General features: G+C 66.7%; 23 protein-coding genes. 19 read left to right on the forward strand and 4 right to left on the reverse strand.

Going from position 1 to position 24,960, the window contains the following annotated elements; all coding sequences use genetic code 11:
* Positions 1–3: 3 nt before the first annotated feature.
* Positions 4–1,005, reverse strand: a complete 1,002-nt coding sequence (locus EGT29_RS11020) for an SDR family oxidoreductase (RefSeq protein ID WP_124689037.1) — start codon at positions 1,003–1,005, stop codon at positions 4–6.
* A 113-nt stretch (positions 1,006–1,118) separates the two neighbouring features.
* Here EGT29_RS11020 and EGT29_RS11025 point away from each other — a divergent pair, with 113 nt between their 5' ends.
* From EGT29_RS11025 to EGT29_RS11110, 18 genes are all read left to right on the forward strand, one after another.
* Entirely contained in the window at positions 1,119–2,006 is an 888-nt protein-coding gene (locus EGT29_RS11025) for an NAD(P)-dependent oxidoreductase (RefSeq protein WP_124689038.1), read from the forward strand.
* A 146-nt stretch (positions 2,007–2,152) separates the two neighbouring features.
* Positions 2,153–3,817, forward strand: coding sequence for a methyl-accepting chemotaxis protein (locus EGT29_RS11030; RefSeq protein WP_124689039.1), 1,665 nt, complete (start codon positions 2,153–2,155; stop codon positions 3,815–3,817).
* 394 nt (positions 3,818–4,211) lie between these two features.
* Positions 4,212–4,571 (forward strand): NADH-quinone oxidoreductase subunit A, encoded by a 360-nt coding sequence (gene ndhC, locus EGT29_RS11035; protein ID WP_124689040.1) that lies wholly within the window; start codon positions 4,212–4,214, stop codon positions 4,569–4,571.
* A 36-nt stretch (positions 4,572–4,607) separates the two neighbouring features.
* On the forward strand, positions 4,608–5,084 hold the full coding sequence (locus EGT29_RS11040; RefSeq protein ID WP_087779235.1) for an NADH-quinone oxidoreductase subunit B family protein: 477 nt from the start codon (positions 4,608–4,610) through the stop codon (positions 5,082–5,084).
* Between the two features lie 90 nt (positions 5,085–5,174).
* Positions 5,175–5,768, forward strand: coding sequence for an NADH-quinone oxidoreductase subunit C (locus EGT29_RS11045; RefSeq protein ID WP_124689041.1), 594 nt, complete (start codon positions 5,175–5,177; stop codon positions 5,766–5,768).
* Positions 5,769–5,770: 2 nt separating this feature from the next.
* On the forward strand, positions 5,771–7,024 hold the full coding sequence (locus tag EGT29_RS11050) for an NADH-quinone oxidoreductase subunit D (protein WP_124689042.1): 1,254 nt from the start codon (positions 5,771–5,773) through the stop codon (positions 7,022–7,024).
* Positions 7,025–7,055: 31 nt separating this feature from the next.
* Complete coding sequence (gene nuoE, locus EGT29_RS11055) at positions 7,056–7,559, forward strand: NADH-quinone oxidoreductase subunit NuoE (protein WP_124689043.1); 504 nt, start codon at positions 7,056–7,058, stop codon at positions 7,557–7,559.
* Positions 7,556–8,875: an NADH-quinone oxidoreductase subunit NuoF gene (gene nuoF, locus EGT29_RS11060; protein WP_124689044.1), complete on the forward strand. Its 1,320-nt coding sequence runs from the start codon at positions 7,556–7,558 to the stop codon at positions 8,873–8,875. Before nuoE ends, nuoF begins: the two co-directional genes overlap by 4 nt.
* Before the next feature lie 75 nt (positions 8,876–8,950).
* Complete coding sequence (gene nuoG / locus EGT29_RS11065) at positions 8,951–11,278, forward strand: NADH-quinone oxidoreductase subunit NuoG (protein ID WP_124689045.1); 2,328 nt, start codon at positions 8,951–8,953, stop codon at positions 11,276–11,278.
* Positions 11,278–12,351: an NADH-quinone oxidoreductase subunit NuoH gene (gene nuoH, locus EGT29_RS11070; protein ID WP_124689046.1), complete on the forward strand. Its 1,074-nt coding sequence runs from the start codon at positions 11,278–11,280 to the stop codon at positions 12,349–12,351. Before nuoG ends, nuoH begins: the two co-directional genes overlap by 1 nt.
* Before the next feature lie 41 nt (positions 12,352–12,392).
* A complete protein-coding gene (nuoI, locus tag EGT29_RS11075) occupies positions 12,393–12,881 on the forward strand; it encodes an NADH-quinone oxidoreductase subunit NuoI (RefSeq protein WP_087779241.1) in 489 nt (162 codons plus the stop codon).
* Positions 12,882–12,895: 14 nt separating this feature from the next.
* Positions 12,896–13,543, forward strand: a complete 648-nt coding sequence (locus EGT29_RS11080; RefSeq protein ID WP_124689047.1) for an NADH-quinone oxidoreductase subunit J — start codon at positions 12,896–12,898, stop codon at positions 13,541–13,543.
* Positions 13,540–13,848: an NADH-quinone oxidoreductase subunit NuoK gene (gene nuoK, locus EGT29_RS11085; RefSeq protein ID WP_087779243.1), complete on the forward strand. Its 309-nt coding sequence runs from the start codon at positions 13,540–13,542 to the stop codon at positions 13,846–13,848. Before EGT29_RS11080 ends, nuoK begins: the two co-directional genes overlap by 4 nt.
* Positions 13,849–13,875: 27 nt before the next feature.
* Positions 13,876–15,906: an NADH-quinone oxidoreductase subunit L gene (gene nuoL, locus EGT29_RS11090; RefSeq protein WP_124689048.1), complete on the forward strand. Its 2,031-nt coding sequence runs from the start codon at positions 13,876–13,878 to the stop codon at positions 15,904–15,906.
* 11 nt (positions 15,907–15,917) lie between these two features.
* Positions 15,918–17,405 (forward strand): NADH-quinone oxidoreductase subunit M, encoded by a 1,488-nt coding sequence (locus tag EGT29_RS11095; protein ID WP_192901809.1) that lies wholly within the window; start codon positions 15,918–15,920, stop codon positions 17,403–17,405.
* 18 nt (positions 17,406–17,423) lie between these two features.
* The gene (gene nuoN, locus EGT29_RS11100) at positions 17,424–18,905 is read left to right on the forward strand and encodes an NADH-quinone oxidoreductase subunit NuoN (RefSeq protein WP_124689050.1); all 1,482 of its coding nucleotides are present in this window, start codon (positions 17,424–17,426) and stop codon (positions 18,903–18,905) included.
* A 73-nt stretch (positions 18,906–18,978) separates the two neighbouring features.
* On the forward strand, positions 18,979–19,299 hold the full coding sequence (locus EGT29_RS11105; protein WP_124689051.1) for a DUF2818 family protein: 321 nt from the start codon (positions 18,979–18,981) through the stop codon (positions 19,297–19,299).
* A complete protein-coding gene (locus EGT29_RS11110) occupies positions 19,296–19,871 on the forward strand; it encodes an NUDIX domain-containing protein (protein ID WP_124689052.1) in 576 nt (191 codons plus the stop codon). The genes EGT29_RS11105 and EGT29_RS11110 overlap by 4 nt, the downstream gene beginning before the upstream one ends.
* On the opposite strand, the gene EGT29_RS11115 is transcribed toward EGT29_RS11110, so the two are convergent.
* Positions 19,861–20,850 carry a 2-dehydropantoate 2-reductase gene (locus tag EGT29_RS11115; RefSeq protein ID WP_124692307.1) on the reverse strand — a complete coding sequence of 330 codons (990 nt, stop codon included), beginning with the start codon at positions 20,848–20,850 and terminating at the stop codon, positions 19,861–19,863. The two genes, EGT29_RS11110 and EGT29_RS11115, sit on opposite strands and share 11 nt — an antisense overlap.
* A 14-nt stretch (positions 20,851–20,864) precedes the next feature.
* On the reverse strand, positions 20,865–21,878 hold the full coding sequence (locus EGT29_RS11120) for a tripartite tricarboxylate transporter substrate binding protein (protein ID WP_124689053.1): 1,014 nt from the start codon (positions 21,876–21,878) through the stop codon (positions 20,865–20,867).
* A 120-nt stretch (positions 21,879–21,998) separates the two neighbouring features.
* Here EGT29_RS11120 and EGT29_RS11125 point away from each other — a divergent pair, with 120 nt between their 5' ends.
* Positions 21,999–22,643 (forward strand): peroxiredoxin-like family protein, encoded by a 645-nt coding sequence (locus tag EGT29_RS11125; protein ID WP_124689054.1) that lies wholly within the window; start codon positions 21,999–22,001, stop codon positions 22,641–22,643.
* 55 nt (positions 22,644–22,698) lie between these two features.
* Here EGT29_RS11125 and EGT29_RS11130 read toward each other — a convergent pair whose 3' ends face one another.
* Positions 22,699–24,876 (reverse strand): malate synthase G, encoded by a 2,178-nt coding sequence (locus EGT29_RS11130; protein ID WP_124689055.1) that lies wholly within the window; start codon positions 24,874–24,876, stop codon positions 22,699–22,701.
* Positions 24,877–24,960: the final 84 nt, after the last annotated feature.

Below are 24,960 nucleotides of genomic sequence, written 5' to 3' on the forward strand. Positions count from 1 at the left end.
GGTTCAGGACCGCCGGGCATGGGCGACGCCCAGCGCCGCGCCCACCAGCACCACGGCGCAGGCGGCCAGCATGGGCGCGCGGCCCCGCGTCGCCATGTGCGTATAGGCGCTGTGGCGCCGGCCTCGCTGCGGGTAGGCCGGCGTGTCCTCCCGGCCCGGGGACTCCAGCGCATCCTCGCGCGAGCGGGAGGGGATGCCGGTGCGCTGGTGCTTGATCAGCCAGTTCGCCATCCGGTCGGCCAGGCTGGGCATGCGCTGCCCGAACTGTCCGAGCGCCTTGGCGGCGCTGCCCACGTAAAGGTCGCGGCGCGGGTGTTCGGCGGCGTAAAGGATGGCGTGGGCCGCGACCTCGGGCGCGTAGACCGGCGGCGGCAGGCGGGGTTCGACGTCCATGTAGTTGCGCGCATGGGCGGTGAAGCCCGACGCGATGGAGGCGGGCTTGATCAGCGTGACCGAGACGGGCGCGCCTTCGCTTTCCAGTTCCATGCGCAGTGCATCGGTGAAGCCCTTGACCGCATGCTTGGAGGCGGAATAGGCGCCTTGCAGCGGCACCGCCCGATCCGATACCTCGCTGCCCACGTTGATCAGGGCCCCGCCATGTTCGCGCAGGTGGCCGACGGCCACGATGGAGCCGTAGACCACGCCCCAGTAGTTCGTGTCGAAGAGCTTGCGCTGGTCTTCGACCGGTACGTCCTCGATGCGGCCGAAGATCGAGACCCCGGCGTTGTTGATCCAGGTATCCACCGTGCCATGGGCGTCCAGCGCCGCCTGCAGCAGCCGTTCATGGTCTTCGCGCCTGCCCACGTCCATCTGCACGGCAATGGCCTGGCCGCCGTCCGCGCGTAGTTCCTCGGCCAGGGTGTCCAGGCGTTCCTGGTCGCGGCAGGCCAGCACCACGCGGGCGCCGCGCCGGGCGGCTTCGCGGGCCGTGGCCAGGCCTATCCCGCTGCTGGCACCGGTGAGGACGATGACCTGGTCGGACAGTTTCTTCAGGCGATATTTCATGGGGACGCTCCTTGCTTGCTCGTCGCTCGGCTTGCGCACGAAGCGTGCCTGCCAGGAGGCGGATATGATGCCTCGCATGCGGCGCGGGCCGCCACGGACAGGAGCATCGTTTCATGGACACACCCCGGCACTTCGGCTTCATCGGACTCGGCAACATGGGCCTGCCCATGGCGCGCCGGCTGCTCGCGGCGGGCCATGCGCTGACGGTGTGGAACCGCAACGCCGGCAGGGCGGCCGAGCTGGTCGCCGCCGGCGCGCGTCTGGCGGGCACGCCCGCCCTGGTGCTGGGGGCGGCGGACGTGGTGGGGATCTGCGTCAAGGACGGGGCGGCGGTCGAGTCGGTGGTATTCGGTCCGGACGGCCTGGCCAGCGCGGGCCCGCAGGGCTCGCGCAAGGTGGTGATCGATTTTTCCACCATCGAGCCCGAGCAGGCGCGCGATCTCGGCCGGCGCCTGCGCGAGCGGACCGGCGCCTCGTGGCTGGACGCACCCGTGTCGGGCGGCGTGCCGGGGGCCGAGGGCGGCACGCTGATCTGTTTCGTTGGCGGCGAGGCCGCGGACCTCGAGGCGGCGGGGCCTTTCCTGGCGCCGCTGACCTCGCGCGTGACCCACATGGGGCCGGCCGGCGCGGGCCAGACCACCAAGATCTGCAACCAGATGATCGTCGCGGTGAATGTGCTGACCATCGCCGAAACCTATGGTCTCGCACGGCGCGCCGGGGTGGACGTGGAACGGCTGGCGCCGGCGCTGGCGGGCGGTTTCGCGGACTCGCAGCCCTTGCAGATATTCGGGCCGGCCATGGCCGCCGGCCGTTTCCAGCCCACGCGCACCGCGGTCGAGCTGATGGCCAAGGACATCGGCATTTCGCAGCGCATGGCGGCCGAGTTCGATGCCCGCACGCCGGTGTCGGCCTTTTGCTCCGGCCTGTACGAACAGGTGCGCGAGCACGCGCCCGAGGTGTTCGCGGGCGACGTGGCGGGACTGGTGCGGCGCTACGAGTGAAACTGCCGCTGTCATCGAGCCTTCATTGATGTAACGGTGCTAAAGAGCCGTCCGGTCCGGGCCGATAAACGGAATGACGCGCAACGGCGGGGTTCTCGGGAACCCCGCCGTTGCCGTTTATGGCCTAGGGTTTTCATCAGGACGTCATGAAGATACGCAGCAAATTGTTCGCCTTGGGGATCGCCGGCATCGTGGCGATCGCGGTCGTGGCTGGTTGTGCGGTGGCCGGGCTGTTGCGCCTGAGCGCCGCCGTCGACGACTACGCGCAGCGGCGGGTGCCGGCGCTGGTGGCGCTGGGCGCGCTGCGGGAAGGGCAGGTGCAGATCGCCCGCCACAGCCTGGAACCGCTCCAGTGGGCCGATGAATACTCCATCGAGGCCCGCAACGAATGGGAGCGCATGCTGCAGTCGAAGGGGCGCACCTGGACCGCGATGGAAGCCGCCCGGGCGGCCTTGGCGGACGCGCCCGCCACCGACGGCGAGGCCGAGGCGCTGCGGACCTTCGATACGGCCTTCCATGCTTGGGCAGAAAAGGAAAAACCGCTTACCGATCTGCTCAAGCAACTGGTGGAGGTGGACGGTGAAGAGCGCCAACGCTTCCTGCTGCTGAAATACCTGGCCGCCTATTCCGCGCAGGAGTCCTACTACGTGCAGGCGCAGCAGGCCATGCAGGCGCTGGCCGAGGCCGGCGCGCAGGCCGCGGCCGAGCGGGCGGCCGAGTTGCGGCAGGCAAGCCGCGGCCTGGCGGGCCTGATCGCGGGCGTGGGGCTGGCGGCGATCCTGCTGATGCTGGCGGGCGCCTGGCGCACGGGGCGCGCCATCGTGGGCGCGATCGATGGCATGCGGTCGCGCCTGTCGTCCATCGCCGACGACCTGGACTTCCGCCCCCGCGCGGACGTGGGCGGCAAGGACGAGGTGGCCGACATGGCGCGCGCGCTGGACCGGCTGGTGGCGCGCATGCGCACGTCGCTGGCGACGATGCAGGGCCTGTCGGCCACCATGAACGCCGCTGGCGACGAGGTGTCGGCCGGCGCGGCCGACGTGGCCGGGGGCGCGGCCCGCCAGAACGAGGCCGCCGGCCGCATGGCCACGTCCATGCAGGCGGTGGCCGCCAGCATGGCGCAGGTCGCGCAGTCGGTGGACGAGGCGATCGGCCTGTCGCGCGACGCCTGCGGCCTGGCCCAGCGTGGCGGCGAGCTGATCGGGACGGCGGGTGGGCAGATGGACGCGATCGCCGGCCGGATGGCGGCGGCGTCGCGGGCGCTGGAGGCGCTGGGGCGCCATGGCGAATCGATCCGCCACGTGGCCCGGCTGATTTCGGACATCGCCGGGCAGACCAAGCTCTTGTCCCTGAACGCGGCGATCGAGGCGGCCCGGGCGGGCGAGGGGGGCCGAGGGTTCGCCGTCGTGGCCGAGCAGGTCAGGACGCTGGCCGAGAAGAGCGCGGCATCCAGCTTGCAGATCGGCCAGACCGTGGAACGCATCGCCGATGAAACGATGGCTGCCGCCGAACTGATGCGGGAAGTGGTGCAGGCCGTGACGATGGGGCAGGCCAGCGCCGGCGAAGCGGGCCGTTTCATGGGTGAACTGCATGCGGGGTCCGAGCAGGCGGCGCGGGTGGTGGCCGCCATCGGCCAGGCGCTGCGCGAGCAGGCGTCGCTGAACGACGGCGTGGCCCGCCACGTGGGCGACGTGGCCGGCATGGCCGGGCATTACCGCGAGGCGGCGGGCGCCATGGCGGCCCAGGCCGCCAGCCTGCGTGAAACCGTTCGTACGGTCGACGAAACCGTCAGTTCGTTCAGGGTGTCGTAAGCCTTGCCGCACGCGGTTTTCCCCGGGAGGCAAGGGTGGGGAGGCGTTTCGGTTGACTCAGGGTTTGCGCTATACTTTCGGCCGGACGCGCGTGGGTATGAAACATGCATGTCCGACAGTTACCGCAGTAGCCGGTAAGACAGTTTTGGTTTTGCGCCGACAGTTTTGTGTCGACACGCGCTGGCTTCACAACGCAGCGGTCCGCGCAAAAACATACATCCTTGCATGTAAACACACGCAGGTGGTCTAGAATGGCGCCGGCCCCGGACGGGGCGGCAACGGGCGGCATTCCGGCTTGTCCGCCGCAAGGAAGTCTGGTCCGCATCCTGCCGATTTTGCAAATGACGCCTCGGGCACATTTCATGTCCGTGGCGTGACTCGAACAGGTTACCTGATGAATATCGAGAGTTACCTTCCTGTCCTGCTGTTCATCATCGTGGGCAGCGTCATCGGTTTCGCGCTGATGTTCCTGGGCTCCGTGATCGGCCCGAACCGGCCGGACAGCGAAAAGCTCTCTCCGTACGAATGCGGCTTCGAGGCTTTCGAGGACGCGCGCATCAAGTTCGACGTGCGGTACTACCTCGTCGCCATCCTGTTCATCCTGTTCGATCTCGAGATCGCGTTTCTGTTTCCGTGGGCCATGGCCAACGAGCAGGTAGGCCTGCTGGGCTTCGGGACCGTGGCGGTATTTCTGGCCGTTCTCGTGGTCGGCTTCATCTACGAATGGAAAAAGGGCGCGCTCGACTGGGAGTGATCCCAGCAGCACGCCGAAGGACATCGGGTTTCATTCATGGCTATCGACGGAATTCTCAACGAAGGCTTCATCACCACGACCGCGGACAAGGTCATCAACTGGGCGAAGACGGGGTCGCTGTGGCCCATGACCTTCGGCCTGGCCTGTTGCGCGGTCGAAATGATGCACGCGGGCGCGGCCCGCTACGACCTCGACCGCTTCGGCATCATCTTCCGGCCCAGCCCGCGCCAGTCCGATCTGATGATCGTGGCCGGCACGCTGTGCAACAAGATGGCGCCGGCCCTGCGCAAGGTCTACGACCAGATGCCGGAACCGCGCTGGGTGGTTTCCATGGGCTCGTGCGCCAACGGCGGCGGGTACTATCACTATTCCTATTCGGTGGTGCGCGGCTGCGATCGCATCGTGCCGGTCGACGTCTACGTCCCGGGCTGCCCCCCCACCGCCGAAGCGCTGGTGTACGGCTTGCTGCAATTGCAGAACAAGATCCGTCGCACCAACACCATCGCGCGTTGACGTCGATGCCGGTGCGCGCGCTTTCCTCTCCCATCCTTCCGCCCGGACCGGCCCAGGCCCGTCCGGCGTCGTCTTTTGATCCGAGCGCTCATGACCAAGCTTGAAACCCTGCGCCAGAATCTGCTTAGCGCCTTGGGCGAAGATATCCGCCTGACTCTCGCCCTGGGCGAGCTGACGCTCGAGGTGCCGGTGGACCGGTACGTGGAAGTGTGCCGGACGCTGCGCGACGATGCCGGGCTGAGCTTCGAGAGCTGCATCGACCTGTGCGGCGTCGACTACTCCACCTACGGCAACGAGGTGCGCGAGACCGGGCGCTTCGCCGTGGTGCTGCACCTGATCTCGATCGCCCACAACTGGCGCCTGCGCGTGCGCACCTACGCCGCCGACGACGACATGCCGGTCGTGCCGTCCCTGGTGGACGTCTGGTCCGGCGTCAACTGGTACGAGCGCGAGGCCTTCGATTTCTACGGCGTGCTGTTCGAGGGACACCCCGACCTGCGCCGCATCCTGACCGACTACGGCTTCATCGGCCATCCCTTCCGCAAGGACTTCCCGCTGTCGGGCACCGTCGAAATGCGTTTCGACCCCGAGCAGAAGCGGGTCATCTACCAGCCCGTCACCATCGAGCCGCGCGAAGTCACGCCGCGGGTCATCCGCGAAGACGGTTACGGAGCAGGGCGCTAATCATGGCAGAGATCAAGAACTACACCCTCAACTTCGGTCCCCAGCACCCGGCCGCGCACGGCGTGCTGCGCCTGGTGCTGGAACTGGACGGCGAAGTCATCCAGCGCGCCGACCCCCACATCGGGCTGCTGCACCGGGCCACCGAAAAGCTGGCCGAACACAAGACCTTCCTGCAGGCCTTGCCCTACATGGACCGTCTCGACTACGTGTCCATGATGTGCAACGAGCACGCCTACGTCATGGCGATCGAAAAGCTGCTGGGCGTGGAGGTGCCGCTGCGGGCGCAGTACATCCGGGTGATGTTCGACGAGATCACCCGCGTGCTGAACCACCTGATGTCGCTGGGTTCGCACGCGCTGGACGTGGGCGCGATGGCGGTGTTCCTGTACGCCTTCCGCGAGCGCGAGGACCTGATGGACTGCTACGAGGCGGTCTCGGGCGCCCGCATGCACGCGGCCTACTACCGCCCGGGCGGCGTCTACCGCGACCTGCCCGAGCGCATGCCGCAGTACCGCCCCAGCAAACTGCGCAGCGACAAGGAAATGAAGGCCCTGAACGATGACCGCTCGGGCTCGCTGCTCGACTTCATCGAGTCCTTCACCAATCGCTTCCCCGGCTACATCGACGAATACGAGACCCTGCTGACCGACAACCGGATCTGGAAACAGCGCCTGGTCGACGTCGGCATCGTCAGTCCCGAGCGCGCCAAGGCGCTGGGCTTCACCGGCCCGATGCTGCGCGGTTCGGGCATCGCGTGGGACCTGCGCAAGATGCAGCCCTACGAGGTCTACGACCTGGTCGACTTCGACGTGCCGGTGGGCACGAACGGCGACTGCTACGACCGCTACCTCGTCCGCATCGAGGAAATGCGCCAGAGCAACCGCATCATCAAGCAGTGCGTGGAATGGCTGCGCAACAATCCCGGCCCCGTCATGACGAGCAACCACAAGGTCGCTCCGCCCAGCCGCGCCGAGATGAAGACCAGCATGGAAGAGCTGATCCACCATTTCAAGCTCTTCACCGAAGGTTTCCACGTGCCCCCGGGCGAGGCCTATGCCGCAGTCGAGCACCCCAAGGGCGAATTCGGCATCTACCTGGTGTCGGACGGCGCGAACAAGCCGTACCGCCTGAAGATCCGCGCCCCGGGCTTTGCCCACTTGCAATCGCTGGACGAGATGGCGCGCGGCCACATGATCGCCGACGCCGTCACGATTATCGGCACGCAGGACATCGTGTTCGGCGAGATCGACCGCTGAACCCATGACCGCGTCCCAACCGGATACCACCATGCTGCTTTCCGAACAGGCCCTCAAGAAGATCGACCGCGAAGTCTCCAAGTACCCGGCCGAACAGAAACAGTCCGCCGTGATGGCGGCGCTGGCCATCGCGCAGGACGAGAAGGGCTGGCTGTCGCAAGAGGTGATGGAAGAAGTCGCGAACGTCCTCGGCATGCCTCCCATCGCCGTGCAGGAAGTCGCGACCTTCTACAACATGTACAACCTCAAGCCCATGGGGCAGTACAAGATCTCGGTCTGCACCAACCTGCCCTGTGCCCTGCGCGACGGCGAGAAGGCCGGGCACCACCTGAAGCAGAAGCTGGGTATCGATTATCGGGAAACGACCCCGGACGGCGTGTTCACGCTGGTCGAGGGCGAATGCATGGGAGCCTGCGGCGACGCGCCCGTGCTGCTGGTGAACAACAAGCGTATGTGCATTCAGATGTCCGAGGCCAAGCTCGACGCGCTCGTCGATGAATTGAAGGCCGAGGCGAATGCCGGAGGTGCAAAATGAGCGTGGCCGAACCGGTCATCAGCACGGCGTTCCACAACCGCCACATCGACCCGCAGATCATGGCGGGGCTGGACGGCAGCAACTGGCGCCTGAACGACTACGTCGCGCGCGGCGGCTACGAGGCCCTGCGCAAGATCCTGTCCACCGGCATGACGCCCGAGCAGGTCATCGCCGAGGTCAAGTCCTCGGGACTGCGCGGCCGTGGCGGCGCGGGCTTCCCGACCGGCCTGAAGTGGAGCTTCATGCCGCGCACCTTCCCGGGCCAGAAGTACCTGGTCTGCAACTCCGACGAAGGCGAGCCGGGCACGTTCAAGGATCGCGACATCCTGCGCTACAACCCGCACATCGTGATCGAGGGCATGGCCATCGCCGCCTACGCGATGGGCATTTCCGTGGGCTACAACTACATCCACGGCGAGATCTTCGAGGTGTACGAGCGTTTCGAGGAAGCGCTGGAAGAGGCGCGCGCCGCCGGCTTCCTGGGCAACAACATCCTCGGCTCGAATTTCAGCTTCCAGCTGCACGGCCACCACGGCTACGGCGCCTACATCTGCGGCGAGGAAACCGCGCTGCTCGAATCGCTGGAAGGCAAGAAGGGCCAGCCGCGCTTCAAGCCGCCGTTCCCGGCCAGCTTCGGTCTGTACGGCAAGCCCACCACGATCAACAACACCGAGACCTTCGCCGCGGTGCCCTGGATCATCCGCCACGGCGGCGACGCCTACCTGCAGGTGGGCAAGCCCAACAACGGCGGCACCAAGCTGTACTCGGTCTCGGGCGACGTCGAATACCCCGGCAACTTCGAGGTGCCGATGGGTACGCCGTTCTCCAAGCTGCTGGAGCTGGCCGGCGGCGTGCGGGGCGGCCGCAAGTTGAAGGCGGTGATTCCCGGCGGCTCCAGCGCCCCCGTGGTGCCGGCCCATATCATGATGGACTGCACGATGGACTACGACTCGATCGCCAAGGCCGGGTCGATGCTGGGATCGGGCGCGGTCATCGTGATGGACGAAACGCGCTGCATGGTGAAGTCGCTGCTGCGCCTGTCGTATTTCTATTTCGAGGAAAGCTGCGGCCAGTGCACGCCTTGCCGCGAAGGCACGGGCTGGCTGTACCGCGTGGTCCAACGCATCGAGAGCGGCAAGGGCCGTCCGGAAGACCTGGACCTGCTCGATTCGGTGGCCGGCAACATCATGGGCCGCACGATCTGCGCGCTGGGCGATGCCGCGGCCATGCCGGTGCGGGGCTTCCTGAAGCACTATCGCGACGAATTCATGTACCACATCGAGCACAAGCACTGCCTGGTGCCCGAGTACCTGTAGCCGCCGGCCCGCGCGCAAACAGGCATTTACCGAAACGCACACGCTCCGCCCGATGACGGGGCAAACGGAAATAAGATGGTTGAAATTACGATCGACGGCAAGACAGTGGAGGTGGCCGAGGGCAGCATGATCATGCATGCCGCCCAGAAGGTCGGCCTCTACGTGCCGCATTTCTGCTATCACAAGAAGCTGTCGATCGCGGCCAACTGCCGCATGTGTCTGGTCGACGTCGAGAAGGCCCCCAAGCCGCTGCCCGCCTGTGCCACTCCGGTCAGCAACGGCATGGTGGTCCATACCGCTTCCGAGAAGGCCATCAACGCCCAGAAGGGCGTGATGGAGTTCCTGCTGATCAACCACCCGCTCGATTGCCCGATCTGCGACCAGGGCGGCGAATGCCAGCTGCAAGACCTGGCCGTGGGCTACGGCGGCTCGTCCTCGCGCTACAGCGAGGAAAAGCGCGTCGTGTTCCACAAGAACCTGGGCCCGCTGGTGTCGGCCGAGGAAATGGCCCGCTGCATCCAGTGCACCCGCTGCGTGCGGTTCGGCCAAGAGATCGCCGGCGTGATGGAACTCGGCATGATCAACCGTGGCGAGCATTCCGAGATCACCACTTTCGTGGGCCGCGCGGTCGAGTCCGAGCTGTCGGGCAACATGATCGACATCTGCCCGGTCGGCGCGCTCACGTCCAAGCCGTTCCGCTACAGCGCCCGCACCTGGGAGCTGGCCCGCCGCAAGTCGATCAGCCCGCATGACAGCATCGGCGCCAACCTGATCGTGCAGGTCAAGAACGACCGCGTCATGCGCGTGGTGCCGTTCGAGAACGAAGCCGTCAACGAGTGCTGGATCAGCGACCGCGACCGCTTCTCGTACGAAGGCCTGAACAGCGAGGACCGCCTGGCCGTTCCGATGGTGCGCGGCACCGACGGACTATGGAAGGAAGTCGAGTGGGCCGAGGCGCTGGACGCCGTCGCGGCCGGGCTGCAATCGGTCAAGAACAGCTACGGCGCCGGCCAGATCGGCGCGCTGGCGGCCCAATACGCCACCACCGAGGAATTCGCGCTGCTGGCCCGCCTGGTGCGGGCCCTGGGTTCCGACAACATCGATTTCCGCCTGCGCCAGACCGACGCCGGCTTCGACGCCGCGCGCGGCGGCGCCCCGTGGCTGGGCATGGCCCTGGCCGACGTCGGCGCGCTGGACCGCGTGCTGGTGGTCGGTTCCTTCCTGCGCAAGGACCATCCGCTGCTGGCCCAGCGCCTGCGCCAGGCCGCCAAGGCCGGCACGCAGGTCATCCTGGTCGACGTGGCGGCCGACGATCCGCTGATGCCCGTGGCCGAGCGCGTCACGGTCGCCCCGGCAGCGCTGCCGTCCGTGCTGGCCGAGATCGCCGTGGCGCTGGCCCAGGCCAAGGAAGCGGCCATCGCGCCCGAACTGGCCGGCGTGCAGCCGGGCGAAGCGGCCCGCCGCATCGCCGCGCTGCTGGCTTCCGGCGAAAACACCGCCGTGCTGCTGGGCAACCTGGCGGCGCAGCATCCGCAAGCCTCGACGCTGGCGGCCAACGCGCAACTGATCGCGCAGGCCACCGGCGCCCGCCTGGGCTTCACGACCGAGGGCGGCAACACGGTGGGCGGCTACCTGGCCGAAGCCGTGCCGATGCGCGGCGGCAAGACCGCGGCGCAGATGTTCGCCGAGCCGCTCAAGGCCCACATCGTGGTGCATGCCGAACCGGCGCTGGACGCGGCCGACGGCGTGGCCGCGCTGCGCGCGCTGCGCGCCGCGCAATTCAACGTGGCCCTGACCTCGTACCGCTCCGCCGCCGAGGACTGGGCCCACGTGATGCTGCCCATCGCGCCGTTCACCGAAACCTCGGGTACCTTCGTCAATGCCGAGGGCAGGGCGCAGAGCTTCAAGGGGACGGTCCGTCCGCTGGGCCAGACGCGTCCTGGCTGGAAGGTGCTGCGCGTGCTGGGCAATGCCCTGGAGCTGCCTGGCTTCGACGACGAGACCTCCGAATCCGTGCGCGACGCGGTGCTGGCCGGCGAGATCGCGCCGCGCCTGTCGAACGCCATCGGCGCCAAGCCGGGGGTGGGTAGCGAGGTCCAGGGCCTGCAACGCGTGGCCGACGTACCGCTGTTCTCCAGCGACGCCATCGCGCGCCGCGCGCCGGCGCTGCAGTCGACCCCGGCCGCCGATGCGCCCGAGGCCCGTGTCAACGCCGCGACCGTGGCCGGCCTGGGCCTGGCCGACGGCGACCGCGTGCGCGTGAAGTCGTCGACCGGCTCGATCGAACTCTTCCTTTCCGTGGATGACGCCGTGCCGGCAGGCGCCGTGCGCATCGCCGCCGCCCATGCCTCGACCTTCGCGCTCGGCGGCGCATTCGAACAACTCAGCGTGGAGCGTGCCTGATGCAGTGGATCGACGTCATTCAGGCTCAAGGAACGGAGCTGATCGGCCCGGTAGCCTGGTCGGTGGTGTGGAACATCGTCAAGATCGTTTGCATCGCGGTGCCCATCATCCTGTGCGTGGCTTACCTCACGTACTGGGAACGCAAGATGATCGGCTGGATGCACGTTCGCCTGGGGCCCAACCGCGTGGGCCCGAAGGGCTTGCTGCAGCCGTTCGCCGACGTGCTCAAGCTGCTGACCAAGGAAGTGATCGTTCCCAGCAACGCCAACAAGGTGCTCTACATCGTGGCGCCCGCCGTGGTGCTGATGCCTGCCCTGGCCGCCTGGGCGGTGGTGCCGTTCGGCCCCGAGGTCGTGCTGGCCAACGTCAACGCCGGCCTGCTCTACATCATGGCCATCACTTCGCTGGGCGTCTACGGCGTGATCATCGCCGGCTGGGCCTCGAACTCGAAGTACGCCTTCCTGGGCGCGCTGCGCGCCTCGGCGCAGATGGTGTCCTATGAGCTGGCCATCGGCTTCGTGCTGGTGACGGTGCTGCTGGTGTCCGGCAGCCTGAACATGAGCGAGATCGTCCTGAAGCAGGCCGATGGACGCTTCGCCGGCATGGGGCTGACTTTCCTGTCGTGGAACTGGCTGCCGCTCCTGCCGCTGTTCGTGGTCTACATCATCTCGGCCGTGGCGGAAACCAACCGCCATCCCTTCGACGTGGTCGAGGGCGAGTCCGAGATCGTGGCGGGCCACATGGTGGAATACTCCGGCATGACCTTCGCCCTGTTCTTCCTGGGCGAATACGCCAACATGATCCTGTTGTCCGCGCTGGCCTCGATCATGTTCCTGGGCGGCTGGCTGCCCCCGATCGACGTGGCGCCGCTGACCTGGGTGCCGGGCTGGATCTGGCTGGCGCTCAAGACGTTCTTCGTGGTCTCGTTGTTCATCTGGTTCCGTGCGTCTTTCCCGCGCTATCGCTACGACCAGATCATGCGCCTGGGCTGGAAGGTCTTCATCCCGCTGACGCTGGTCTGGCTGCTGGTGGTGGCGGTCTGGATGCAGACGTCCTGGAACATCTGGAAGTAATGCCCGCCCTGTGCGAGCCCAAGAATAGGCAGGACTGAATCATGCAAGCGATCAAGGAATTCTTCGGCAGCCTGATGCTGACCGAACTCCTCAAGGGATTGCGCCTGACGGGGCGGTACATGTTCGCCCGCAAGATCACGGTGCAGTATCCCGAGGAAAAGACCCCGATGTCCCCGCGCTTCCGGGGCCTGCATGCCTTGCGGCGCTATCCCAACGGGGAAGAGCGCTGCATCGCCTGCAAGCTGTGCGAGGCGGTCTGTCCGGCGGTGGCGATCACGATCGAATCCGAGGTGCGCGAGGACGGCACGCGCCGCACCAACCGCTACGACATCGACCTGACCAAGTGCATCTTCTGCGGCTTCTGCGAGGAAAGCTGCCCGGTGGACTCCATCGTCGAGACGCACATCCACGAATATCACGGCGAGCAGCGGGGCGACCTGTATTTCACCAAGGAAATGCTGCTGGCGGTCGGCGACCGCTATGAAGCCGAGATCGCGCAGAACCGTGCGCAGGACGCGAAATACCGGTAACCGAAACCCAAACCATGACCGCCATACTGTTCTATATATTCGCCGCGATCCTTGTCGTGGCCGCCTGCCGGGTCATCGTCGCGCGCAGCCCCGTTACCGCCGTCATGCACCTGGTGCTGTCGTTCTTCACCGCGTCCATGATCTGGATGCTGTTGAAGGCGGAGTTCCTCGCCATCCTGCTGGTGCTCGTGTACGTGGGCGCGGTGATGGTGCTGTTCCTGTTCGTCGTGATGATGCTGGACATCGACAGCGCCAAGCTGCGCCAGGGCTTCAAGACCTACCTGCCGCTGGGCATCGTGGTGGGCGTCATCATGGTGGGCGAAATGGCCTTCGTGCTGGCCAATGCCTACTGGGATCCCAGCGTGCCGCAGGCACCGGCCGACTTCAACAACACGCGTGCCATCGGCGTGGCGATGTACACCGAATACATCTACGCCGTCGAGATCGCCGCCGTGATCCTGCTGGTGGGCATGGTCGCCGCCATCGCGCTCACGCTGCGCCGCCGCTCCGACGTCAAGGTGACCCGGCCGTCCGAGCAGATCCGCGTGCGCCGCCAGGATCGCGTGCGCCTGGTATCGATTCCGTCGCAAACCGAAAATTCCCAGGAAGGCGAGAGCGCCCAGGCGCCTGCCGCCACCGAACCCAAGGGAAGCCAACCATGACCCTGACCCTAGGCCACTTCCTCGTGCTGGGCGCGATCCTGTTCGCGATCAGCATCGTCGGCATCTTCCTCAACCGCAAGAACATCATCGTGCTGCTGATGGCGATCGAACTGATGCTGCTGGCGGTGAACATGAATTTCGTCGCTTTCTCCAGTTGGATGGGCGATCTGAGCGGGCAGGTGTTCGTGTTCTTCATCCTGACCGTGGCGGCCGCCGAATCCGCCATCGGCCTGGCGATCCTGGTTGTATTGTTCCGCAACCTGAACACGATCAATGTTGATGAACTTGACCGGCTGAAGGGCTGACGGTCCGGGCTACGAGAAAATCAAGACATGTCGGTACCTAAGCTCTATCTCCTTATCGCTTTCGCCCCGCTGGTCGGGTCCGCCATCGCCGGCCTGTTCGGCACCGGCTTCCTCGGACGCTGGGTCGGCCGTGCCGGCGCGCACTGGGTCACGATCCTGGGCGTGCTGGTCTCGGCCATCGGCTCGGCCTTCGTGCTGCAGGACGTCCTGGCGGGCAACACCTTCAACGGCACGCTCTACACCTGGAGCGCGATCGGCGGCATCAAGCTGGAAATCGGCTTCATGATCGACACGCTGTCGGCCATGATGATGGTGGTGGTCACCTCGGTGTCGCTGATGGTGCACATCTACACCATCGGCTACATGAAGGACGATCCCGGCTACCAGCGGTTCTTCGCCTACATCTCGCTGTTCACCTTCTCGATGCTGATGCTGGTCATGTCCAACAACATGCTCCAGCTCTTCTTCGGATGGGAGGCCGTGGGCCTGGTGTCCTATCTGCTGATCGGCTTCTGGTACACCCGTCCCACCGCGATCTTCGCCAACATGAAGGCCTTCCTGGTCAACCGTGTCGGCGACTTCGGCTTCGTGCTGGGCATCGGCCTCCTGTTCGCCTACGCCGGCTCGATGAACTACACCGAGGTGTTCTCGCAGTCGGACAAGCTGGCCGGCCTAACCTTCCCGGGCACCGACTGGATGCTGCTGAGCGTGGCCTGCATCGCGCTGTTCGTGGGCGCGATGGGCAAGTCGGCGCAGTTCCCGCTGCACGTCTGGCTGCCCGACTCGATGGAAGGCCCGACCCCGATCTCCGCACTGATCCACGCCGCCACCATGGTGACGGCCGGCATCTTCATGGTGGCGCGCTTCTCGCCGCTGTTCGAGCTGTCGCCCACCGCGCTGTCGTTCATCATCGTCATCGGCGCGATCACCGCGCTGTTCATGGGTTTCCTGGGCATCATCCAGAACGACATCAAGCGCGTGGTGGCCTATTCCACGCTGTCGCAGCTGGGCTACATGACCGTCGCGCTGGGCGCCTCGGCCTACTCGGTGGCGATCTTCCACCTGATGACCCACGCCTTCTTCAAGGCGCTGCTGTTCCTGGCGGCGGGCTCGGTCATCATCGGCATGCACCACGACCAGGACATCCGCAACATGGGCGGCCTGCGCAAGTACATGCCCATCACCTGGATCACCTTCCTGCTGGGTTCGCTGGCGCTGATCGGCACGCCGTTCTTCGCCGGGTTCTACTCGAAGGAAAACATCATCGAGGCGGCCAAGCTGTCCCACGTCTGGGGGTCGGGCTTCGCCTACTTCGCCGTGCTGGCCGGCGTGTTCGTGACGGCGTTCTACTCGTTCCGCCTGTACTTCCTGGTCTTCCACGGCAAGGAGCGCTTCGACACCTCGGGCGCGCACGGCCACGACGACCATGCCCACGGCAGCCATGACGACCACGGCCACGACGACCACCACCATGGCGGCGTGCCGCACGAGTCGCCCGCCGTGGTGACGGTGCCGCTGGTGCTGCTGGCCATCCCGTCCGTGATCATCGGCGCGATCGCCATCGGCCCCATGCTGTTCGGCGACTTCTTCAAGGGCGTGATCTTCAATTCGCCCGACCGCCCGGTCATGGAGCACCTGGCCGAGGACTTCCACGGCTGGGTCGCCTACGGGCTGCATGCCTTCAGTACCGTGCCGTTCTGGCTGATGCTGGCCGGCGTGGTCCTGGCGTGGTTCTTCTACATGGTCAAACCGGCCATTCCCGCCGCCATCAAGGCTCGCGCAGGCTGGCTGTACAACCTGCTCGACAACAAGTACTACATGGACAAGATCAACGAAGCCGTGTTCGCGCGCGGTGCCCGCGCGCTGGGCGGCGGCTTCTGGAAGGTGGGCGACAAGTCCCTGATCGACGGCCTCCTGGTCAACGGCAGCGCCCGTCTGGTCGGCTGGTTCGCCGGGGTGGTCCGCCACCTGCAGTCGGGCTACATCTATCACTACGCCTTCGCCATGATCATCGGCATCATGGCCCTGGTGACCTTCTTCGTCCTGCTGAACAATTGATGGCAAGCGATATGGCTCAAACTTCTTTTCCGTGGCTCTCGCTTGCGATCTTCACCCCGATCGTGTTCGGCATCCTGGTGCTGGCGGTGGGGCGTGACAGCAATCCCACCGTCGCCCGCGTGCTGGCGCTGATCGGCGCGATCGCCGGTCTCCTGGTCACGCTGCCGCTGTACACCGGCTTCGACGCCTCGACGGCGCAGATGCAGTTCGTCGAGAAGGCCACCTGGATCGCCGAGTACGGCGTCTCCTACTCCCTGGGCGTGGACGGCATCTCGCTGTGGTTCGTCCTGCTGACGGCCTTCATCACCATCATCGTGGTGCTGGCCGGCTGGGAAGTCATCACCAGCCGCGTCGCCCAGTACATGGGCGCCTTCCTGATCCTGTCGGGCCTGATGATAGGCGTGTTCGCGGCACTGGACGGCCTCCTGTTCTACGTGTTCTTCGAGGCCACGCTGATCCCGATGTACATCATCATCGGCGTGTGGGGCGGTCCCAACCGGGTCTACGCGGCGTTCAAGTTCTTCCTGTACACGCTGCTGGGCTCGCTGCTGACGCTGGTCGCCTTCATTTACCTGTGGCACTCGGCCGGCGGCACGTTCGACATCCTGACCTGGCACAAGCTGCCGCTGGGCCAGACCGAGCAGATCCTGATCTTCCTGGCCTTCCTGATGGCCTTCGCCGTGAAGGTGCCGATGTGGCCGGTCCACACCTGGCTGCCCGACGCCCACGTCGAGGCGCCCACGGGCGGTTCGGTGGTGCTGGCCGCCATCATGCTGAAGCTGGGCGCCTACGGCTTCCTGCGGCTGTCGCTGCCCATCGTGCCCGATGCCGCGCATAGCCTGTCGGGCCTGATGATCGCGCTGTCGCTGATCGCCGTCATCTACATCGGCCTGGTGGCACTGGTGCAGGACGACATGAAGAAGCTGGTCGCGTATTCGTCCGTGGCGCACATGGGCTTCGTGACCCTGGGCTTCTTCATCTTCAACACCGCCGGCGTCGAAGGCGCCATCGTGCAGATGATCTCGCACGGCTTCGTGTCGGGCGCGATGTTCTTCTGCATAGGCGTGCTGTACGACCGCGTGCATTCGCGCCGCATCGCCGACTACGGCGGCGTGGTCAACACCATGCCCAAGTTCGCCACGTTCTTCGTGCTGTTCTCGATGGCCAACAGCGGCCTGCCGGCCACCAGCGGTTTCGTGGGCGAGTTCTTCGTGATCATGGGCTCGGTCGAGTACAACTTCTGGATCGGCCTCCTGGCCGCCACCGCGCTGATCCTGGGCGCCGCGTACTCGCTGTGGATGGTCAAGCGCGTCGTGTTCGGCGATATCACCCACCAGCACGTGCGCGAGCTGACCGACGTCAACGCCCGCGAGTTCTTCATCCTGGGCGTGATGGCCATCGCCGTGCTGTACATGGGCGTCTACCCCGCGCCCTTCACCGACGTGATGCACGTCTCGGTCGACGCGCTGCTCAAGCACGTCGCCATTTCGAAACTGTAAGACGCCGGACGTTACGCAATGGAATTCGCCAATCTGAACCTGTCTCTCGTCGCGCCGGAGATCACGCTGCTGGTGCTGACGTCCGCCATCCTGCTGATCGACCTGTTCGTCAAGGATGAAGGCCGCGCGGTGACGCACATCCTGTCCCTGGCCACGCTGGTGGTGCTGACCTGGATGAGCCTGTCGGACCTGGCCTCGGGCGTGCAGGGCGCGGCCTTCGACGGCATGTACGTGACCGACAGCCTGGCCCACGTGCTCAAGGTGTTCTCGTACATCGCGGTGGGCGTGACGCTGATCTACGGCAAGGGCTACGCCAAGGACCGCGGCATGCTGCGCGGCGGCGAGCTGTACGTGCTGTCGCTGCTGGCGCTGCTGGGCCAGATGGTCATGATCTCGGCCGGCAACATGCTGACGATCTACCTTGGCCTGGAGCTGATGTCGCTGTCGTTCTACGCGCTGGTCGCGCTGCGCCGCGAGCACACCGTGTCCACCGAGGCGGCCATGAAGTATTTCGTGCTGGGCGCGCTGGCCTCGGGCCTGCTGCTGTACGGCATGTCCATGATCTATGGCGCCACCGGCACGCTGAACCTGGCCGGCATCGCACGCGCCACCTCCGGTGCCACCGACAACCACATGATCCTGGTCTTCGGGCTGGTGTTCCTGGTCGCGGGCCTGGCGTTCAAGCTCGGCGTCGTGCCGTTCCACATGTGGGTGCCCGACGTTTACCAGGGCGCGCCCACGGCCGTGACGCTGCTGCTGGGCGGCGCGCCCAAGCTGGCCGCCTTCGCCATCGTGCTGCGCCTGCTGGTCGACGGCCTGTTCGGCCTGGCGGCCGACTGGCAGCCCATGCTGGCGATCATGGCCGTGCTGTCGCTGGCCATCGGCAACCTGGCCGCCATCATGCAGTCCAACATCAAGCGCATGCTGGCCTATTCGACCATCTCGCACATGGGCTTCGTGCTGCTGGGCCTGATGTCCGGCGTGGTCGAGGGCAGCGCCTTCAACGCCCAGAACGCCTACACCTCGGCCATGTTCTACGTGGTCGTCTACGTGCTGACCACGCTCAGCTCGTTCGGCGTGCTGATGCTGCTGTCGCGCTCGGGCTTCGAGTGCGAGAACGTCGACGACCTGAAGGGCCTGAACCGCCGCAACCCGTGGTTCGCAGGCGTGATGCTGGTGCAGATGTTCTCGCTTACCGGCATTCCGCCCACGGTCGGCTTCTACGCCAAGCTGGCGGTGCTGCAGTCGCTGATCCAGACCAACCACGTCGTGCTGGCCGTGGTGGCCGTGCTGTTCTCGCTGATCGGCGCTTTCTACTACCTGCGGGTGGTGAAGGTCGTGTACTTCGACGATCCGGTCGACCAGGCCCCGCTGCAAGGCTCGGCGGGCTTTCGTACCGTGCTGTCGGTCAACGGCGTGCTGCTGTTGGTCCTGGGGGTGTTCCCCGCGCCGTTGGTCGCCCTGTGCGCCCAGGCCATCTCCAGCTCGCTCGCGCTCTGAGCTTCTGCCCCGGCGGCGGCGCGGCCGCGCCGCCGCCGTTCCCGACCGGGTTTGTCGTGACAGGAACCCCGCCTTGAAACAGACCCTCGCCATCTACGTCCTGATCCTGCTGGCCCTGGTGACCGCGAACCTGCCGTTCCTGTCGGAACGCGTGTTCGGCGCGGTGGCCTTTCGCCGGGACGGCGCGCCTGCCCGCAAGCCTTTCTGGCTGAGGCTGGTCGAGGTGCTGGTGCTGTATCTGGTGGTCGGCGGCATCGGCCTGGGTTTCGAGGCCAGCCTGGGCAACGTGTTTCCCCAGGGATGGCAGTTCTACGCCATTACCTTGACGCTGTATCTCGTGTTGGCCTACCCGGGTTTCGTGTACCGTTATCTTTTCAAACGGACTGCTCGATGAGCGATGATCGAGCCCTGGAGGAACTGGCGCGCAGTTCGGACCGGCTGCGCGAAGCGCCCCTGACCAGCGAAGCGGTGTTCCGCGGCAAACTGCTGGACGTGCGCCGCGACACCGTCCGGCTGCCGGGCGGGGCGACCGCCACGCGCGAATACATCATGCATCCGGGCGCGTCCATGATCGTGCCCATGCTGCCGGACGGGCAGGTGGTGCTGGTGCGGCAGTACCGCTACCCCATGCACCGGGCCTTCATCGAATTTCCGGCTGGCAAGATCGATCCCGGCGAGGCCCCGCTGGCCACCGCGCAGCGGGAACTGCTGGAGGAAACGGGCTACCGGGCCAGCAAGTGGACCGAGCTCACCACCATCCACAACGCCATCGCCTATGCCAACGAGCGCATCGTGCTGTTCCTGGCCGAGGGCCTGGAGCGGGGCGAGCAGAAGCTGGACGAGCACGAGTTCCTGGAGGTGTTCACCGCCCCGCTGGAGGATCTGATGGCCTGGATCCGCCAGGGGGAGGTCACCGACGTCAAGACGGTGATCGGCGCGTTCTTCGTTTCTTCTTCTACGCGCTGACGTCCGGATAGAGGCCATGCGCCCGGCCGTACAGTCGGGCCAGGCCGAACAAGGCGTCGATGTTGGGCGTGGGCACGCCCACTTTCTGCCCCAATTCGCGCACCACGGCCACGATGGCGTCCAGCTCCAGCGGGCGGCCGGCTTGCGCATCCTGCAGCATGGAGCTCTTGAAGGCGCCGAGCTTGCGCGTGACGGCGTGGCGGTCCTCGGCGCTCTGGTCGATGGCGCAGCCCAGTTCGCGCCCGATGCGCGCGGCTTCGTCCATGGCATCGGAGCAGAACCGGCGCACCAGCGGATCGTCCAGGATGCGATCGACCGTGGCGCCGGTGATGGCCGAGACCGGGTTCATGGTCATGTTGCCCCACAGCTTGTACCAGATGTCGTGGCGGATGGCCCGCGAGGCGGTGACGTCGAAGCCCGCCTGCGCGAGCAGTGCGGCGATGCGCTCCACCCGCGCCGAAGCGGTGCCGTCCGGTTCGCCGATGATGAGGCCGCCCCCCATGTGGTGCTGGACCAGGCCCGGCTCCGGCGTCGAGGTGCTGGCATGGACGACGCAGCCGACCACGCGCGCGGCGGGGATGCCGCGCGCGATCCGGCCGTCGGGGTCGATGGTCGACAGGGCGGCCTGTTCTGGCGGCAGGATGCCGTGCGCGAACCACCACGGTACACCGTTCATGGCCGGCAGCACGGCGGTATCCGGACCCAGCAGGGGCGCGAGCCCGTCCGCGACGGCGGCCAGGGCGGGGCCCTTGACGGCGATCACCACCAGGTCCTGCGGGCCCAGGGCTTGCGCCCGGTCGCTGGTCGTGACCGGCGCCTGGACGAGTCCGCCGTCCTGCCGCAGCCGCCAGCCGTGCGATTGCAGCGCCGCCAGCGTGGCGCCGCGAGCCAGGGCGCTGACCGAGCAGGCGCCGGTGGCCGCCAGGCGGGCACCGATGAATCCGCCGATGGCGCCGGCGCCCACGATGCAGACCTTCATGCTTGCTTTGCGCGTCATTCCAGCGTGACGTTGGCTTTCTGGATCAGGCCTTGGTAGGTCTTGGACTTGGCCGCGACCTGGCGGCGGATCTCGTCGGGCGACCAGCTGATGGTCTGGAAGGCGAAGGTGTCCAGGCGCTTCTTGATCTCGGGATCGGCCACGACCTTGGCGACGTCGGCGTTGATCTTGTCGCGGATGGCGGCCGGGAGACCCTTGGGCGCCAGCAGCACGACGAAGGAGTTGACGTCCAGGCTGGCGGGCCCGCCGCTTTCGGCCACGGTGGGCACGTCGGGCATCTGCGGAATGCGCTTGGGCGCCGCGACCGCGATGTAGCGCAGCTTGCCGGCCTGGTAGGGGCCCTGGCTGGAGGCGATGGTGGCCATGCTCCAGTTCACTTCCTGGGTGCTGACGGCCGCGTACAACTGCCCGACCTCCTTGTAGGGCACGTGTTGCATGCTGACGCTGGCTTCGCTTTCCAGGGCGATGCCACCCAGGTGGCCGGGGCTGCCTATGCCCCAGGATCCGTAGGTGACCTGGCCGGGCTTGGCCTTGGCGGCGGCGACCAGGTCGGAAACGGATTTCCACGGCGACTGGGCGGAGACGGAAACCAGGAAGGGGGTGATGAACAGGGTGGCGACGGGGTCGAAGACCTTGTCGGGATCGTACTGGCGGCTCTTGTACAGGTGGGGCAGGGCGGCGAGCTGTTCGCTGTCGAGCTGCAGCAGCGAGTAGCCGTCGGGGGCCGCGCGCTTGAAGGAATCGATGGCGATGAAACCGGCGCCGCCGGGCCGGTTCTCGACCACGACGCGCTGGCCCCAGGCCTTGCCCAGGCGATCGGCGACCAGGCGCAGGACGGTGTCGGGGCCGCTGCCGACGGAGAAGGAGGTGACCAGGGTGACGGGTTTGGAGGGGTAGGCGTCGGCGGCGTGGGCCGTGGGCTGGAGCGCGACGCCGGCAAGCGTTGCGACGGCCACACATTGTGCGAGGAAGGCGCGGCGCGCGAACGGGGCGCGGAGGCGGTGGGGCATGGTTGGTCTCCTCATGGGTTTCTTGTGCCCGCTAAGAATAGTGCCCGTCCCGCAGCGCGTCAAAATGGCCGTGGGCACGGCGCTTGCCGCGCGTCATCCTGGTTCAACAGGAGGTGCATCATGACGGTGAAGCTGGAAGCGGGGCAGGTGCTGCCCGATTATGTCCTGCCCGACCATACGAAGACGGCCCGCGCGTTGTCGGCGCTGCAGGGGGACGACCCCATGCTGCTGGTGCTGATCCGCGGGTTTTTCTGCCCGAAGGACCGCGAGCAGTTGAAGGCGTTGACGCGGTTCCATCCGCAGTTGGTGGTGGGCAACTGCCGGCTGGTGGTGGTGACCATTGACGACTGGCATACGACCAACAATCTGCGCCAGCAGTTGGGGGCGCACTATCCGTTCTTGTACGACGAGCAGAGGCGGGTGCGGGACGAGCTGGATATCCTGGAGTACACGGACACGCAGCATGAACCGATGATTCCGCATACCCTGCTATTGGCCCCGGGGCTGAAGATACGCAAGGTCTGGAACGGCTATTATTACTGGGGGCGTCCGTCGGTGGCGGAGCTGCATGGGGAGTTGCGGGCGCTGACGCGGGAGATACGGCCGGATTGGGATTTGCGGGATCCGCAGGTGCGGGAGCGTTGGAAGCGGGGGGAGAAGAAGGCTTTCTATCCCTACGGGGTGAAGTCCATGGAGGATGTGTTGCGCGAGATGGCGGGGGCGGTGGATCAGTACGCGGGGGACGCGTCGAAGAAAGGGGCTTGAGACGGCCGCCCCCGCGGCGGGCCGGACACGGCCTGCGGCGGGGGCGGGTGGGCAGCTAGCGGGTTTGCGCCTTTTTCTTCGCGCGGTAGGCGTGCAGCAGCGGTTCGGTGTAGCCGTTGGGCTGGCTGCGGCCTTCGAAGACCAGGGCCGAGGCGGCCTGGAAGGCCAGGGAAGTTTCCTCGTTGCCGGACATGGGTTCGTACAGCGGATCGCTGGCGTTCTGCTGGTCGACCACCTTGGCCATGCGCTTGAGCACGTCGCGGACCTGGGCTTCGTTGGTGATGCCGTGGCGCAGCCAGTTGGCGATGTGCTGGCTGGAGATGCGCAGGGTGGCGCGGTCTTCCATCAGGCCGACGTTGTGGATGTCGGGCACCTTGGAGCAGCCCACGCCCTGGTCGATCCAGCGCACCACGTAGCCCAGGATGCCCTGGGCGTTGTTCTCGAGTTCCTGCTGGATGTCGGCGGGCGACCAGGCGGCGGGGTCGCCGACGGGGACGGTCAGGAGGCCTTGCTGGAGTTCCTGGCTGACCGCGCTCAGCCTGGTCTTTTCCAGTTCCTGCTGGACGGCCTGCACGTCCACCTGGTGGTAATGCATGGCGTGCAGGGTGGCGGCGGTGGGCGAGGGGACCCAGGCGGTGTTGGCGCCGGCCTTGGGGTGGGCGATCTTCTGTTCCAGCATGGCGGCCATCAGGTCGGGCATGGCCCACATGCCCTTGCCGATCTGGGCGCGGCCGCGAAGGCCGGCGTCCAGGCCGATCAGCACGTTGCTGCGTTCGTAGGCGGCGATCCAGGCCGAGGCCTTCATGTCGCCCTTGCGCAGCATGGGGCCGGCCTCCATGGCGGTGTGGATCTCGTCGCCGGTGCGGTCCAGGAAGCCGGTGTTGATGAAGGCCACGCGGGGGCTGGCGGCGGCGATGCAGGCTTTGAGGTTGACGCTGGTGCGGCGCTCCTCGTCCATGATGCCCATCTTCATCGCGTGGCGCGGCAGGCCCAGCAGGTCTTCGACGCGGTCGAACAGTTCGCTGGCGAAGGCCACTTCGGCCGGGCCGTGCATCTTGGGCTTGACGACGTAGAACGAGCCCTTGCGCGAGTTGCGGCGGATTTTCAGGTCGGGCAGCGAGGCCAGCGTGGCGACGACGGCGTCCAGGATGCCTTCCGGGATCTCGTTGCCGTCCTGGTCCAGCACGGCGGGGTTGGTCATCAGGTGGCCGACGTGGCGCACGAACATCAGCGAGCGCCCATGCAGCGTCAGCGACGAGCCGTCGGCGGCGGTGTATTCGCGGTCGGCGTTCAGGCGGCGGGTGAAGGTCTTGCCGTTCTTGGTGACTTCCTCGGTCAGGTCGCCCTTGTTCAGGCCCAGCCAGTTGCGGTAGATCTTGACCTTGTCGTCGGTGTCGACCGCGGCGACGGAGTCTTCGCAGTCCATGATGGTGGTGATGGCCGATTCCAGCACGACGTCCTTGACGCCGGCGGCGTCGGTGGCGCCGATCTGGCTGGCGCGGTCGACCTGGATCTCGAAGTGCAGGCCGTTGCCCTTGAGCAGGACGGCCGAGGGCGCCTGGGCCTGGCCCTGGTGGCCGGCGAACTGTTCGGGCCGGCGCAGGCCGGTTTCGCCCTGCTTGAGCGCCACCACGAGCTTGCCGTCGCGCACCGAGTAGCCGGTGGCGTCGGCATGCGAGCCCTGGGCCAGCGGCGCGGCCTGGTCGAGGAAGGCGCGGGCGCGGGCGATGACGGCCTGGCCGCGCACGGGGTTGTAGCCGGCGCTGCGTTCGGCGCCGCCGGTCTCGGGCAGGGCGTCGGTGCCGTAGAGGGCGTCGTACAGGCTGCCCCAGCGCGCGTTGGCGGCGTTCAGGGCATAGCGCTGGTTGGAGACCGGCACCACGAGCTGCGGACCGGCCTGTTCGGCGATCTCGGTGTCGACGTTGTCGGTGGTGACGCGGACCTGTTCGGGCTGGGGCAGCAGGTAGCCGATGCGTTCCAGGAAGGCGCGGTAGGCCGCCTGGTCGCTGACGGGGCCGGGATGGGCGCGGTGCCAGCCGTCGATCTCGGCCTGCAGGCGGTCGCGCTCGGCCAGCAGCGCGCGGTTCTTGGGCGCGAGGTCGTGCACGATCCGCGAGAAGCCTTGCCAGAAGCGATCGCTGTCGAGGCCGGTGCCGGGAAGGGCTTCCTGTTCGATGAAGCGGTCGAGTTCGTTCGCCACTTGCAGACCGTGGCGATGGGTGCGTTCCGTCATGGGGATTCTCCTGGCTATGCCTGATGGTGCTGGCGGCCCTCGCGGGCCGCGCCAATGGGATGTATCGATGATAAACGTAGGAGC

The organism is Pigmentiphaga sp. H8 (assembly GCF_003854895.1).
GTDB lineage: Bacteria > Pseudomonadota > Gammaproteobacteria > Burkholderiales > Burkholderiaceae_B > Pigmentiphaga.